The sequence below is a fragment of the Bradyrhizobium sp. CCGB20 genome (assembly GCF_024199855.1).
GTDB lineage: Bacteria > Pseudomonadota > Alphaproteobacteria > Rhizobiales > Xanthobacteraceae > Bradyrhizobium.
In genome coordinates this window covers 7,103,139-7,116,848 of sequence record NZ_JANADN010000001.1, presented here as the reverse complement: position 1 = coordinate 7,116,848, position 13,710 = coordinate 7,103,139, and the positions used below count along the sequence as shown (strand labels likewise).

Sequence of the window (13,710 nt, the reverse complement as noted above, 5' to 3'; positions counted from 1 at the left end):
AGTGGCATGACGGGCTTGAGCGAGGAGGATATCAGGACGCGTGCGTACGTGCTCTGGAAAGACGCGGGCGAGCCCTTCGGAAAAATGGACGATTTCTGGTACGAAGCCGAACGTCAGCTCCTGGCCAAACGATCGAATGGACAGGTCGATGCCGATCAAACTGCCAGCTCGTCCGGAGATGGGGAGGCGAGCACAACCCTGCGAAAGGACGCAGCGCCGCGACATCGACACAAGAGGACGAGCCCGCCCGAAGCCGGGCTCCGGCTGCGATTACTTTCGGTTCTTGTCGAGGTTCTGCGCCATTTCGAGGTGATGCTTCAGAGCCGGCAGCGTCTTGCCCGCCCAGTCCTTCAGCTTGGGATCTTCACCACCGTTCGCGTAGCGCTCGAACAGCGACACCGCGTCCTTGTGCGCGCTGACCTGCATCGGGTCGTAGGTTGACGCAAAGTCGTCCGGCTTCGCATCGCGGAGCTTCGCGATCTCCTTCTGCGACGAGTCATCCAGCGACGCGGGAATGGCAGCCTTCAGGTTGTCAGGCACCATGGACTTCAGCTCGCTGCTGGTTTTCGTATGATCCGTTACCATCATTTCGGCGAACTTCTTTTCGTCGGCGTTGCCCTTCTGCTCCGCGATCTTGGCCGCCTCGATCTCCGTCATGTCGCTCATGGCGGCTTCCTTGATGAAGTCTTTCGTCCTGGGAGCGATCCCGAGGGTAGAGTTCACGCCTGTCTTCTCGCCGACCGACTGAGCCAGGGCGGGCGCGCCGATAACGGTCAGCAGAGCGAATGCGAGGATTGTCTGTTTCATGGATTTGTTTCCCCTGGAAGTTGGAATGCGCATGCAACCGGCTTTCGCAAGCAAAGTTCCTGACGCCGACGACGCAGTAAATGCTGCACGGCCCCGGCCGAGAGGAGGAGGCCGGGGCCGCTCGCCTAACAGGCAACGTGCCGGCAGGCTTGGCCGGCACATATTGGCAATCGTTTTTGATATGCCGCGTTCCTACAAAGCATATTCGCGACCGCCATTTTCGCTGTGTACACTTTTGCACGGAAAACGCAGCCCTGTCTTGGCATTCTGATTTTGTGATTCGGCGCTCGATGACCTTCCGTGCTTACGCGCATCTCTGCGATGATTTCGCGCGCACTGAAGCGTGCTCCCAGGGGCGGAGCGAATGGGAAGAGGCCGCCCGGGACTGGCGCGGCCTCGCCGAAGCAGCATTCGAAGAAGAACAGGCGGCTCAGTCTTCCCGGCCATTCTCCGCAGCCGGCTAAGCCCATCAGCCGCCGAGCACATTGCCCCAGCCGTCGAATTCAAAACCGCGCCAGGCGACAGCGCCGTCCGGGAGGTTGCGGGAGGTCGCGCGAAAGTCAGCTTCGTCCTCGCCCGTCCAGGTTTCAATCGTATCCGCGATGCGATCGTGAAGGATCGCGGGTTCTGCCGGATCGAAGCCCGACATGGGTCTTAGGGAAGAGGTTACCATTTACAGATCCTCCCTGATGCCGCGATAAACAGGATGCCGTACTTTCCCTTCGGCCGACTTCGCGCGGTATTCGATCTCCGCGAGGAGCTCAGGTTCGACCCATACACCCTTATGGGCTATCCGCTTGCTGTAAGGCTGCGTCCTGCGGATGAGTGGTGTCAGTTTGCGCCGCAGCTCGGCGGCTGAAGTTTTATCGAACCCGTGATCGACCTTGCCGGCATAGATAATGTCACGCAATGAAACCAGTGAAAGGCGCCGGCAACGTTTGCACTTCGCCTCAAGCAGATCATATCCCCCGTTGATAGCCTTTGGCCCTGCGAGCCGCCGCCGAAGAAGCCGCTGCCCATTAGTTCCAATCGTCGGATCGGCTTGCCGGTCGTCGACGATTGGGCGCATCTCCCCAGTGGCCCACGCCCAGATCAATGCGTTCCACGCCTCACATTCGAGCTTGTCGGCTTCACGGATCTTGGTTTCTGCCGCACTGCGGATCAGCTTCGACTTCTCGAAGTAGGTGTCGTGGAGTCCGTCAGCATGACGGACGCCCTTGGCCTGAGCTTTCCTCAGATCGCCGGAGAGTGGGATAGGAATGATGCGCGGGGACATTCAGTCATAATCGCGCCGAATCCAACCTCGGGAAAGTCGCTAGGGTAGGGGATGGGGAAAGTACCGATACCTGACATTGGTCAATGTTTGGCGTGGGGCAACAGTTGACTTGGGCAGAGCAGCTGCCAGGCAGGCTTAAACTGTCCACCTCTCCAAAGGAGCGTTCGACCGTGCGATCCCACCCAAGCACCTGGGAAACGTCTGACCACCGATTGACCGCCGAAAACTCGTGGATCGCAGGTCCTGGGCAAACTACAATTCGCCTGTAACCTATCGATTTAGATCGATCGGCAGGCATGGCCGAACTTCCGACGTTGCGCCGTGTTGGCGTACAATCTGCACTGGGGCGAAGCGCTTCCCTGTTTGGAAATGCTAGCTAAGCAATTGATATTGCTAGAGGCGAATTCCGACGTTTTTTCCAAATGCGCCCTGAAATCACTTACTACTCAGGCAGGTTTTGATTCCGCTGTTCTCGATCTCTCCGGCGCCGACTGTTGGCGCCGGAGAAATTGAGGTTCGTCGGTTGGCTTCGGTGCTTGTTGGGAAACCGCGTATTTGGAAAAGCGTGTCGGGGTGACGTTTATCGCGCAGGCGAATGACCTGCCTCATGCGAAGGATCGAAGGAAATAGAGTAGGATTGGGTCGTGTGGGGAAAGGCGGTAGTGCTCTCCCGACTCGAACGTCCGAAAGATGATTTAGAGTGAGATCTAGCTTCTACGAGAGGCATGGTTTTGAGTTGATCTCAGAAACCGGCGGCTCACGCAATGAAGAGAGGAGCCCGATGCACTGTAATCGTGGCGAGGTGATAATTATTCACCTCGATGATCGCCTCTGGCTCATAGCCGACTTCCGCGTCGGCTGTGGTGATTTCCGCTTGTGACCCACTGAGGAAGTCTAGAGGATTACCTAACCTGAGCGGGATAAGCACACAGCGTTTTCAGGGCCTTCCTCGATAGCTGCGCAGGATGCGACGTTGATCGAATGCAAGCAAATTGCGCACTGGACGGTCGAGGAGCGACCGGCCGAGACGACTGCAGCGACCCTGGTTCTCTTCAGGAGCCTTGAGTCATTCCAGGCCGCACATCAGGCAGTCGCGTTCACGAGATGGTCCGATACCGTCGAAATGAACGCGCGAAGCCGCCCAAGGCGCCGTAGGTCTCGGTGGTATCCCATCCAAATGTCTCGCGCTAGCGGCAGCGTCGGCAGGTCCAGTCTACGGATACCGGGGATCTGATTGCCGACCACGCAAGGCAGGACGGCGATGCCGACGCCTTCCCTGCACATGCGCCCTTGGACGTTGCGGTTGTTCGATCGCAGGACCGGTCTCGCGTTGGGGAAACTCTCGATGAGCCACGCGATGTCGGGGAAGTGGGGCGTGGATGGCGCGATCAGCCGGAAACCAGTCCCATCGCCATATTTGGGATCAGCCGCCTCCTGCGCGATGTAGACGCCGTATTCGAGCCTGAAGAGCCGCCGCTGAATGACATCGGCAGTGTCGAACGGAGCGGCACGAAAAGCGACTTCGGCCTCCCGCTGGGCGAGGCTGAACCGGCGCGTGCCGGTCAGGATCTCAACGTCGACATTGGGGTATGCGTTCGAGAAATCCGCCAGGATGGGAGGCAGGACATAGGCCCCGAACCAGTCCGTTGATGAAATGCGAAGATTGCCTTTGAGATTCTGCTCCCGCCCCGCAAGCCGGCGCTCCATGGCCAGCGCGCCTTCTTCCATTTGCTCGGCCAGGGCGATGATTCCGTGGCCCTCTTCGGTCAGAACAAGACCGTCCGCTGTGCGCTGGAAGAGCGTGTGACCGATTGCCTGCTCGAGTGCGCGTAGGCGCCTGCCGACGGTCGGATGGCTCGTCCGAAGCGAACGCGCGGCACCGCCGAGCGTGCCGGATCGCACAACAGCGAGGAAGATCCTTACGTCACTCCATTCCATCGCGACCCCCGCACAAAACTGAACGCCGAGAGTACAGGAACATCACTTAACGAACAAATATAAGCACCTAGTTTCCCGCCATCGTCTGAGGCGCGTCCTTCTGGGATTCCGCCACCCCATGAGGGCGGCTGCGTGGGTGAAACAACTTGGAGAAGAAGTTATGAAAACCTGGCTTATAACAGGCTGTTCGAGCGGCTTCGGCCAGCGGCTCGCGTTCGCTTCGGCACAGCGCGGCGATCGGGTTATAGCGACGGCCCGCAATGTCAGATCGATCGAGGCAATGGCTGAGCCTTTCGGCGGCCGCATGATCACCTTGCCACTCGACGTGACCGATGCGGCGGCAGCCAAGGCAGCGGTCGTGAAGGCGGTCGAGACATTTGGCGGGTTTGACGTGCTCGTGAACAACGCCGGCTACGCACTGTTCGGCGCGATCGAGGAAGGTACGCCCGAAGAATATCGGCCGATGTTCGATGTAAACGTCTTCGGTCTGATCGAAACCACCAGAGCCGCGCTACCCGTCCTACGACGTTCGGGCGGAACGATCGTCAACATGTCGTCCGGTGCGGGTATCGAGGGCCGCGGCGGCGGAGGCTATTACCACGCCGCCAAGTTTGCTGTTGAAGGAATTTCCGAAGCGCTCGCCGGCGAGCTGAAGCCGTTCGGAGTTCGCGTGCTGGTCGTCGAACCCGGGCCGTTTCGCACCGATTTCCTTGGCCGATCGATCATGATGGCGGCCAACGAGATGCCCGAATATGCCGCAAGCTCACGCAAACACTATCGCGAAACCAGCGACGGCAATCAGGCGGGCGATCCCGACAAGGCGATCGCAGTGATCCTGCAGGCGGTCGACGCCGAGGACCCTCCGCTCCATCTGCCGCTCGGCCCGGCCGCGCACGCGATCGCCGAGAGAAAGCTGGCGGCCTTCCGCAGCGACATCGACGCCTGGCGTGACATCACGATCGCTACCGATTTCGACCAGCCCTGAGCTTGTACACGCTCTATCTGACACCTCCATTTGACCGGAAGCGATCATGATCGCAGCTTTGAACGGGTTTACCCAGCAACTGGTGCCGGTGAACGGCATCAAGATCAACGCCGTGACGGGAGGCTCAGGCCCGCCGATCCTTCTGCTTCACGGCTGGCCAGAAACATGGTGGGAATGGCACAAGGTGATGCCGCTGCTGGCCGGCCATTTCAGCGTGGTGGCCATAGATCTGCGCGGTGCGGGCTTTTCCGACTGCCCGCTCGACGGCTATGACAAGGCGACGATGGCGCGCGACGCGCATGAAGTAATGCTTGCCCTTGGGCATGAACGCTACGCCGTGTGCGGACATGACATCGGTGGAATGGTCGCCTTGCCGCAGGTTGCCACCTATCGGGAGGCTGTTACCCACCTGGCCGTCCTCGACGTTCCGCTTCCCGGCTGGACTGGATGGGAGGCGACGACCGCAAAGCTCTGGCATTTCAGCTTCCATATGAACCGGGACCTGCCCGAGCGCCTGATTTACGGCCGTGAATATGACTATGTTTCGACCTTCATGGCTGAGCGGTTCTACGATCACAGCACGTTCACTCCCGCGGACATCGAGATCTACGCGAAAGCGATGGCCCTTCCTGGCCGCACGCGCGGGGGCATGGAATGGTATCGAGCCCTCGCGGCCGACCACGCCGCCGCGCTCGAGTATAAGAAGCAACCTCTCGCGATACCCGTGCTTGGCATAGGTGGCGACCAGCGCTTCGGTGCGCAGATGGTGCCGATGCTCAAGGAGTTTGCCACCAACGTGACGGGCGGCTCGATCGCGCGATGCAGCCACTATGTCGCTGACGAGCGGCCGAATGAAGTCGCAGCCGCTCTGATCGATTTCCTCAAGGCCAATTGAAGCTCTGCGCCCGCGCCGTCGTAGGCCGGGCGGATCACGACATTGCGGGAGAGTTGCGCCCGCACACATCGCGTTCGATCAATCAAACGAGAAAGGAACACTATCATGACCGCACCTGTCATTCGCGGCGTCAATCATATCGGCATCACGGTGGCCGACATCGAAGCAGCCAAATCGTTCCTGGTGGAAGCTTTCGGCGGTCAGGTGATTTATCAGTCCTTCGGACCGCAGGACCCTCCGCGACAGGGGGCCGAATTCGAGCGGGCCACTGGTGCTTTCCCTGGAACGGTCGTGCGGGCGCAGGCGATGGTCAAGATCGGAACCGGACCGGACATCGAGCTCTTTGAAATGCACGGCCCCGAACAAGCCCAGCCGGTTCGGGCCAGCGACTTCGGCATTACGCACTTCGGCGTCTACACTGACGACATCGACGCTTCGGTTGAGCGCTTCGAGAAGGCTGGTGGCACAGTCCTTACCGCGCCCCGCGCTATTCCCTACGCAACCGAAAAAGGTCCCGGAAACAGGGTCTGCTATTGCCGCATGCCATGGGGCGCGACGATCGAGTTCATCACCACGCCTGACCGCATGGCCTACCACGATCAAACGAACCTGCGGCGGTGGCAAGACGAGGATTGAGCTACCGGCTTTGAACAACGACATGCCGGATGCACGCGGCTCGCGCTGGAGCCACCATGTACCTTTTCGAAATAGCGGCCATCGGGCCACTGTCTCATCCGGGATATGCGCCCGCCAGCGGCGCGGTGGAGCGGCCGACATGGCGATCGCGATCATAACAGCGCCGCGCGCCAAGTTCGAAGATGGCGCAGCGTTCTATGAGTGTACAATCATTCTTAACAAGTTAGAAGGTCGGCCTATGACAAGTGCAACAATGATAGTGACCTGCAGCGGCGGCACGTATTTCGATCGCGACTACTATGTCGATGTTCACCTGCCGTTGGCCCTCGCAAGTTGGCAGAAGCATGGCCTCGAAGGTGCCACCGCCTTCTTCCCGCGAGACGCCGATGCCGTAGATGTCTCCGTTGGAATTTATCGATTTCGCAATGAGTCTGCTCTTCATGCTGCGCTTGCATCCGCCGAAACAGACGCAATTATGAACGACGTCCCCAGGTTTACTGACGCTAAGGTTTTCCGAATGATTGGCGCCCCGCTCTGATTACTTGCTGTTGTAATGCATGGGTGGTCACAACCGGTTTCGACTGGTTATGATCACGCCTTACTCGTCAGAGAATGGTATGACGCTGTCGGCTGGTGGGTCCCGCGCTCCAGCGTGCTTCCACTAATGATGCTGTGGACTTTCTACACCGGCACGAGAGCGCCAAGGAGTGGGTGCCATTTTGAGGCTCACACGATTTGGAAAAGCAGCCTATGCAGTCAGTTTCGGCGATTGGTCTGATATTGCGAAGTCGGTCTTCCAAGGCACGGCGTTGATGCAGCCGGCCAAGTGGTCGTACGCCGTCAGTTAAGGTGCCGACACGTCTTGGCGTTTTTCCAGAAGTTGCCGCCATGCCTGGTGAAGCCCGTAGACTGGCCAGGAGGACGCTGTAATGTCCTATCAACTTTTCGCTTCCACGGATGAGAAGATCGCGCACATCGCTCATGGCGTCGCCCCGGCAGCGCCCGCCATGAGGGGCGAAGGAGCTATGGGGACGGGAAAAGCCCCCGCTGCAATGGTCTCTACAGAGGCCCGCTCCTCATCAAGGCGCCGCTCGATGAAGCTCCGTTCGACCTCGGTGAGCTTCGTCTCCAGCAGTCTCTGATAGCGGCGGATATTGTTGCGGTGGGCTTGGATGCGGGCAATATCTACAGCAAGCATCATCGTCACTCCGACGGAATTTTGTCCTTTCGAGTTCATGGGTTTCGGAAGATCGTATCTTCCACGCGGAAAAATATTCAGAGGCGAACGGCTGTCAAGAGCGATCCGCAGCGGCCAGAGGACTACGGGCTGGCCGCCTACGGATCTCGATTTTTTTGCTCAAGGCCTCTTGAAACGCCTTTACCCTCTTCTAATTCGTTGCTTGCCGCGAGAGCGGTGTGCCGGACGCCTTAGTGGGTCCGGCGCGGGCGCCGGGCCGGGTAACAGACCCGCTCTGACTCCTGCCTTGCGCTCCTTGTATCCATCTTGCTCCTAGGAGGACTTGGACATGAGGACTACCTTCGACTTTGCACCCCTGTGGCGCTCCACCATCGGCTTCGACCACCTGGCCGACCTCGTCGACACCACGCTGCGCCAAGCAGAAAACCACTATCCGCCCTACAACATCGAACGCTCCGGTGAAGACCACTACCGGATCTCGCTCGCCCTCGCGGGTTTCGGCCCCGATGACATCGCTGTGACGGCCGAGCACAACGCGCTGACCATCGAGGGTAGGAAGCCCGAGACGGCGGCTGGCGAGTACCTGTACCAGGGCATTGCCGCAAGGCCGTTCCGGCGTGTGTTCAACCTGGCCGACTACGTTCAGGTGAAGGAGGCCGCCCTCCGCGACGGCCTTTTGATCATCGATCTTGTCCGCAAGGTGCCGGGAGCCATGAAGCCGCGCCGGATCCAGATCGGGAACGGCGTCTTTCCCGGCCCGCAGATCGAGCAGAAGAAGGCGGCCTGACGCCGGATCGACGCTCAACGGCGGAACGCGGCCTGCGCACCCACGCCGGAGAAGCGGATCATCCTGTCGTCATGGGCATCCGACATGTTCGCCGCCGGAAGCGAGGCTCACCTTGCGCGGAACAAGCCGCAGACTCAGTTCATCTTCTGGCGGAGCTTTTCGATGATCTCCCGCAGGTCGTTCGCGTACTCCTCGATGATACGGCGCGCCTGCTCAACGCGCGTTGGCTCCGATGGCGAATCTTCCGGGCGGGGCTCTTCGGGTGGAGGCTTCATGCTCTCCAACGTCGAACCAAGTCATCCACGACCCTTGAGGTAAATCAAATCAGGCCACTGGGGGCGTGTACTCATAAATCGCTTATGTCTGCTATTGGGGGCTAACCGGGCCTGATGGAGGGCGGGCTTAAGGGGGGCAACTGACGCTAAGCGGGCTTTCGATCTGGCAGCAGCTGCGCTCTATTTTTGCCGTTCAATCAACTGTAGAGTGCACTACTATCTGAGAGGGAGGGCATGATGAAAGCAACCTTTCTTTCAACCCTGATCCTTGCACTTTCGACAAGCGCCGGCTTCGCACAACAGCCCGCGCAGTGCCGAAACTTCGAGGCTACAATTGCGCTTCAGATGACCAAGGAAGGTTGCTTAAGCCAGATCGACCTTTGCACTGTCGGAACAGTCATGAGCGACGAGCCCGCTCTAAGCGGCGCAACGTGGCTTTTCACGGCGCACGGGATGGCCGAAACCGCAGGACTGCCTTCGTTGCCAAAAACACTGCAATCTTACGCGGGAACGGTGCTAGTCACGGCAAAAGGGGGGACATTAACCACCACCACCGCTGGCATGTACGACACCGAGGCGCAGGCTTTCAGCCAACTGGACAAAATCGTGAAGGGGACCGATCGCTTCAGCAACTCGGCCGGCCGGCTTATTTTTCTTACCGGAATCGGTCGTCAAGGTGGTGGATTTGATGCGCAAGGTCGCGGCGAGCTGTGCGTGAACGACTAATGGGGCGGGTCGCTTCTCTCATTTCCGCTGGTCGAAGCGCAACTAATTGGACGCGAATGAGCCACTGCGGGCATGCGCCATTGTACTGCTTGGCGACGCAATATTTTGCAGCCACAGCCAGCGCGACGATCATAGAGATGTGATAATCTGTGCGCAGTCGTCCTCAGGCTGCAATGAGGATCGAATGAAGCGGCGCGAGTTCATAGCGGCTGCTGCCATGTTCCTCATTTCGCCCCAGCGTTTGTGGGCCCAGAGGAAGCCTCGGCGCATCGGCTTTCTTGCTGTAGGTGATGGGAGCGGGCAGGCCCTTAATCAATCCGAGCGTTCATTCCTTGATGGGCTGCGACACCACGGCTGGGTAGATGGAAACCTGATTATCGAATCCCGCTTTTCTCATCCACCCGATCAATTGTCAGCTTCAGTCGCCGACCTGATCGCTCTCAATCCCAATGTGCTAATCGCTGCGGGACCTCTAGCGGCCATGGCCCTGAAATCGGCAACTGCCACCATTCCAATTGTATTCGTGGCCGTGGCTGATCCCGTCCGCCTTGGCCTCGTGCAAAGTCTATCGCGACCAGGTGGCAACATAACGGGTATTACGACCAACGTACCTGAAGATTTTTTCGGAAAACGCGTCGAAATCCTTCGCGAACTCGTTCCGGGCGCCTCAAAAATCGCGATCTTGGTCAATCCGAAGAACCCAATGCTTTACTTGGTGGAAGAGACACGCAGCAAGGCGCGGAAGCTTGGCATAATGCTGCTGACAGTTGAAGCGGCCACGGCCGAGGACCTGGACTTCGCCTTTGCTTCGGCCTCTGCCCAAAACGCCGATGCAATAATTGATTTCGGTGATCCGCTCACCTATGTCGAGGCTCCGCGAATAATCGCACTCGCGGCGAAGCATCGACTGCCTGCAAACTACTTGTTTCGAGTCTACGCCAATGGCGGATTGTCGGTGTACGGCGCGGATACAGCCGATCTATTCCGCCGTGCAGGCAGTTTCGTCGATAGGATACTCAAGGGCACCAAGCCTGCCGACCTGCCGGTAGAGCAGCCGACGAAATTCGAGCTCATCATCAACATGAAGACCGCCAAGGCGCTCGGCCTCACCGTGCCGCCCTCACTGCTCGTCCGCGCTGACGAGGTGATCGAATAGAGGTGCTGTTTGCTGCCGTGCATGAGTCAGGTCATGGCCCTTAGCGGACCTGTCGATCTGCGCATCCAATGTCCGCTTACTTGGGCGGTGCGGACGAAGCTATGCTGGAAGCTGCAAGATAGATTTATGAGTACACGCCCTAATGCAGCGCTCAAAATACGGACAGCACAGCCGGTAAGTGAGCGGCCCCGGCTACAGGTGGGGTCAAGGGGGAGGCCGGGGCCGCTTGCCAACTCTGCCGCAGAGCTGGCGACGACTCCAATATGCACTTGTGGTTCCTGTGCTAGCCGATGGGCCGTGCCGCGCCGATCGTGCGGGCGCGGTGGAGGCCAAAGATGATTACGGCTGACCTGCCAAGCAACTCGTTCCGCTAGTGGCGCGTACCACCGTCACCGAGCAGCGTTGAGCGGAATGACGCAAATGGCGGCGTCGGCATCATCGATTACAAAGATGGAGTATCCTTTCCCAACGAGTTCGGGTCGGGTCTCGCGTAACGAACGAGCGAGCTTGATGGCTTCGATTTGGGCTTCCGTTTCGCTTGGTAAATCATGCGCTCCGAAGTCCGAAACGAAATGCGCATCAATGAGCTTGTAGGTAAAAAGAGGCATCGGGGTTGCCCGCGATAATGCGAAAAGCAAAGCCCCTGCTGGAATAACCAAACAGGGGCTCGCGGATGGATGGCGCGAGGCTCGCGGATGAGGTGTCGCTCCAAGGACCCGTATCACTGAAGCAAACAACCGCTTAGTTGGCTCGCCAAAATATTGTGCAAGCCGCGCAAATAAAAGGCCCGGCGCTCTTTCTCAGAATCACCGGCCCCCGTCCGATCCGCCACGTCGAACCATTTCTAGCAACTTGCCGCCCGGCTAAGGCTGGCGGTTATCCTTTCGGATGCAATGAGGCGGAATAGCGGGATCATGGACGGTGTATGAGTCCCCCGCAGAACGCACCGCGCGGTTCCACATTGAATGAACAACCCACCGGCAGAACGTCCGAAAGGTGGAAGGTTTTGACGTCAGAGCGGACAAGCGCGACTAACAAGCTTGAGCGCTATGTCGGCCCGAAGTGTTTCGGCACATCGCCCGCGCGCCGAGCGGGTTGCCGGGACCTCCTACCATAAACCGCGGCAGATAATCTTCCAATGCTCGAAAGGGCTAACTCGATAGTTCGCTTGCGAGGCGCGGCTTGACTGAGCAAGGTCATCTTACCCCGGACAACTGCCCTTTAACCACGTCCGGGTGTGCCTCGGATCAGCTGGTAATTCGTTGGCTCGATTACGTGGCACTCAGCTGCTGGAGCCTTTTGTGTGGTCCTTTGCTGTTGCGGCACTGTTTCTGGCGCTGTTGGTGTTTGGTGCGGTCGGGTTTATCATTGTCCGCTTTGACTTTCCCGATGAACCGCGAGCTTAAGGTTCGTTCATCAGGCGGCGCGCATCAGGAGTCTAGGAGGCGGTTGTCGGACCTCACGAGCAAACCGGCTGGCCTGTCATTAAGGGTGAGTGCTTAGGGTCACTTGCAGAGATCGCTGCACGAGCACCAAAATGCCTGCACCGGCGAGTTACGGAAACCGCGACTGCCCTCAGGAGTCGCGCTTACCTGGGGGCCCGGGCCGGTCAGGAAGGACATTTTTGCAAAGCCCGCCGCTTTCCGCCATTGCCGGGCGGCTACCTGAAGGTCTATTTGGGTTATCGTGAGCTGATCTTATGGCGCCAACGGCCCCGGATCGATTAATCGGGCTCCGCTTGCGAGCAATACAAACATCCCCTGATAGTCGCGATATCTCGCGGCCATTCGCGTCCTTTCGCGGCCCTTATCCAGGACATTGCCAGACTGGTCGCAAACTCGCCATTCCCAACCACGACGATTGCGATCGATCAACATAATCTCCAGCATTGAAGCTAAGGTACCCTGCATGCTGCACCGGGGGGTGGACCGTTGAGATTCGAGGAAAGTGGGAAAGTCGTCGTCGATAGCGCATCAATAGCGATTTGCTCCTCCGAGAGTCGCTTAATCAAGAACTCGCGCTCGAGAACTGAGAGCCGGGTGCTCAGCAGGCGGCGATAGCGGTGGAGATTGTCGCGATGGCAGCGAAGCCGCGCCAGTTTTTCGTCAATCACCATTGATACCTCACGATAATAATTCAGGCGGCCATGACGCGTTCAGTAGAGCGCAGGCGATAGGGTTTGCCGCCGGGCGGCCTGCCGGAATCTTCATCGAGCGCGCGCAACGCGGCGAGAATGTCGTCGATCGAGACCGGTGCCCCGAGTCCGATCGGCGCGCGCATGGAGGGACGTGACGCGATTGTGGAAGCGTCTGACGCCCATGAGGCAAGAATGGCGCGTTTCTCGGCTATTGTCAGGTAGGGATGTTTCACGACGTCTCCGGGCGTTCCAAACATAGTCCCGGGATGACGAAGCGCGTTAAAATCGAAGACGTTGTCATGGGCGGTCGTCGGCCGCATGGTCCTGCTCCTTTCAATGACGAGGAAATAGGAGCCGCGCGACGTGCCGCGCAGCTCCAATGGCGTCTGCGCTAGGCGGCTGCCTTAGCCTCCAGCTTCGGCACGTTGCCGGCCAAGGCGTCGCCGATCGCAATCCGGCGGGGCTTCATGGCCTCCGGAATCTCGCGGACGAGTTCGATGGTCAGTAAGCCGTTGTCGAACGCAGCGCTTTTCACCTGGACATATTCGGCCAGACTGAACTGGCGCCTGAAGGCGCGGGCTGAGATACCCCGGTAGAGGAAATCACGCTCGGTCTGGTCGGATTTACTGCCCTCGACGGTAACGACGTTCTGCTCGGCAGTGATCTCGATGTCTTTGGGCGCAAAACCCGCAACCGCCAGCGAAATTTGGTAGCGATCGTCGGCGAGACGTTCGATGTTGTAGGGCGGGTAGTTGTCCTCACTCGCCCGCTGAGCGGTCTCCGCGAGGTCGAAGAGGCGGTCGAAACCAATGGTCGAGCGCCAGAGCGGGGCAAAATCGTAGGTGCGCATAGCCAAATCCTCCTAAGAGCAAGATGTCTACGAGCGGCACCGGA

General features: G+C 59.0%; 15 protein-coding genes and 4 pseudogenes. 9 read left to right on the top strand and 10 right to left on the bottom strand.

From position 1 onward, the window contains the following. Positions 1-6: 6 nt before the first annotated feature. A pseudogene (locus tag NLM15_RS44125) lies at positions 7-78 on the top strand (DUF2934 domain-containing protein); the annotation flags it as partial. Positions 79-270: 192 nt separating this feature from the next. Here the strand turns inward: NLM15_RS44125 and NLM15_RS33395 are convergent. From NLM15_RS33395 to NLM15_RS33380, 4 genes and pseudogenes are all read right to left on the bottom strand, one after another. Beyond that, a complete protein-coding gene (locus NLM15_RS33395) occupies positions 271-807 on the bottom strand; it encodes a DUF4142 domain-containing protein (RefSeq protein ID WP_254124550.1) in 537 nt (178 codons plus the stop codon). Between the two features lie 469 nt (positions 808-1,276). After that, positions 1,277-1,456, bottom strand: coding sequence for a hypothetical protein (locus NLM15_RS33390; RefSeq protein WP_254122077.1), 180 nt, complete (start codon positions 1,454-1,456; stop codon positions 1,277-1,279). Positions 1,457-1,480: 24 nt separating this feature from the next. Then, positions 1,481-1,711: pseudogene (locus tag NLM15_RS33385) on the bottom strand (DNA ligase); the annotation flags it as partial. A 1,455-nt stretch (positions 1,712-3,166) separates the two neighbouring features. Then, positions 3,167-4,021, bottom strand: a complete 855-nt coding sequence (locus NLM15_RS33380; protein WP_254122076.1) for a LysR family transcriptional regulator — start codon at positions 4,019-4,021, stop codon at positions 3,167-3,169. A 160-nt stretch (positions 4,022-4,181) separates the two neighbouring features. On the opposite strand from NLM15_RS33380, the gene NLM15_RS33375 reads away from it, so the two are divergent. From NLM15_RS33375 to NLM15_RS44120, 5 genes and pseudogenes are all read left to right on the top strand, one after another. Continuing rightward, positions 4,182-5,006, top strand: coding sequence for an oxidoreductase (locus NLM15_RS33375; RefSeq protein WP_309143659.1), 825 nt, complete (start codon positions 4,182-4,184; stop codon positions 5,004-5,006). A 46-nt stretch (positions 5,007-5,052) separates the two neighbouring features. Beyond that, entirely contained in the window at positions 5,053-5,901 is an 849-nt protein-coding gene (locus NLM15_RS33370) for an alpha/beta fold hydrolase (RefSeq protein ID WP_254122072.1), read from the top strand. A gap of 105 nt (positions 5,902-6,006) precedes the next feature. Continuing rightward, positions 6,007-6,537, top strand: a complete 531-nt coding sequence (locus NLM15_RS33365) for a VOC family protein (RefSeq protein WP_254122070.1) — start codon at positions 6,007-6,009, stop codon at positions 6,535-6,537. A 139-nt stretch (positions 6,538-6,676) separates the two neighbouring features. Next, on the top strand, positions 6,677-7,075 hold the full coding sequence (locus tag NLM15_RS33360; RefSeq protein ID WP_254122069.1) for a hypothetical protein: 399 nt from the start codon (positions 6,677-6,679) through the stop codon (positions 7,073-7,075). A gap of 212 nt (positions 7,076-7,287) precedes the next feature. Next, positions 7,288-7,435 (top strand): annotated as a pseudogene (locus tag NLM15_RS44120) (IS110 family transposase); the annotation flags it as partial. 81 nt (positions 7,436-7,516) lie between these two features. On the opposite strand, the gene NLM15_RS33355 reads toward NLM15_RS44120, so the two are convergent. Then, the gene (locus NLM15_RS33355) at positions 7,517-7,738 is read right to left on the bottom strand and encodes a hypothetical protein (RefSeq protein WP_309143631.1); all 222 of its coding nucleotides are present in this window, start codon (positions 7,736-7,738) and stop codon (positions 7,517-7,519) included. A 325-nt stretch (positions 7,739-8,063) separates the two neighbouring features. Between NLM15_RS33355 and NLM15_RS33350 the strand changes: the two genes are divergently transcribed. After that, positions 8,064-8,522: an Hsp20 family protein gene (locus NLM15_RS33350; RefSeq protein ID WP_254122068.1), complete on the top strand. Its 459-nt coding sequence runs from the start codon at positions 8,064-8,066 to the stop codon at positions 8,520-8,522. Positions 8,523-8,656: 134 nt separating this feature from the next. Here NLM15_RS33350 and NLM15_RS33345 read toward each other — a convergent pair whose 3' ends face one another. Next, positions 8,657-8,797, bottom strand: a complete 141-nt coding sequence (locus NLM15_RS33345) for a hypothetical protein (protein WP_254122067.1) — start codon at positions 8,795-8,797, stop codon at positions 8,657-8,659. Positions 8,798-9,031: 234 nt separating this feature from the next. On the opposite strand from NLM15_RS33345, the gene NLM15_RS33340 reads away from it, so the two are divergent. Both NLM15_RS33340 and NLM15_RS33335 read left to right on the top strand, forming a co-directional pair. Beyond that, entirely contained in the window at positions 9,032-9,523 is a 492-nt protein-coding gene (locus NLM15_RS33340) for a hypothetical protein (protein ID WP_254122066.1), read from the top strand. Positions 9,524-9,707: 184 nt separating this feature from the next. Continuing rightward, a complete protein-coding gene (locus NLM15_RS33335; protein ID WP_254122065.1) occupies positions 9,708-10,679 on the top strand; it encodes an ABC transporter substrate-binding protein in 972 nt (323 codons plus the stop codon). 389 nt (positions 10,680-11,068) lie between these two features. Here NLM15_RS33335 and NLM15_RS33330 read toward each other — a convergent pair whose 3' ends face one another. From NLM15_RS33330 to NLM15_RS33320, 4 genes and pseudogenes are all read right to left on the bottom strand, one after another. Next, on the bottom strand, positions 11,069-11,287 hold the full coding sequence (locus NLM15_RS33330; protein ID WP_254122064.1) for a DUF6894 family protein: 219 nt from the start codon (positions 11,285-11,287) through the stop codon (positions 11,069-11,071). A gap of 450 nt (positions 11,288-11,737) precedes the next feature. After that, positions 11,738-11,821, bottom strand: a pseudogene (locus tag NLM15_RS44115) (L,D-transpeptidase); the annotation flags it as partial. Positions 11,822-12,815: 994 nt separating this feature from the next. Then, on the bottom strand, positions 12,816-13,136 hold the full coding sequence (locus NLM15_RS33325) for a hypothetical protein (RefSeq protein WP_254122063.1): 321 nt from the start codon (positions 13,134-13,136) through the stop codon (positions 12,816-12,818). 71 nt (positions 13,137-13,207) lie between these two features. Continuing rightward, positions 13,208-13,666: an Hsp20 family protein gene (locus tag NLM15_RS33320; RefSeq protein ID WP_254122061.1), complete on the bottom strand. Its 459-nt coding sequence runs from the start codon at positions 13,664-13,666 to the stop codon at positions 13,208-13,210. Between the last annotated feature and the right edge of the window lie 44 nt (positions 13,667-13,710).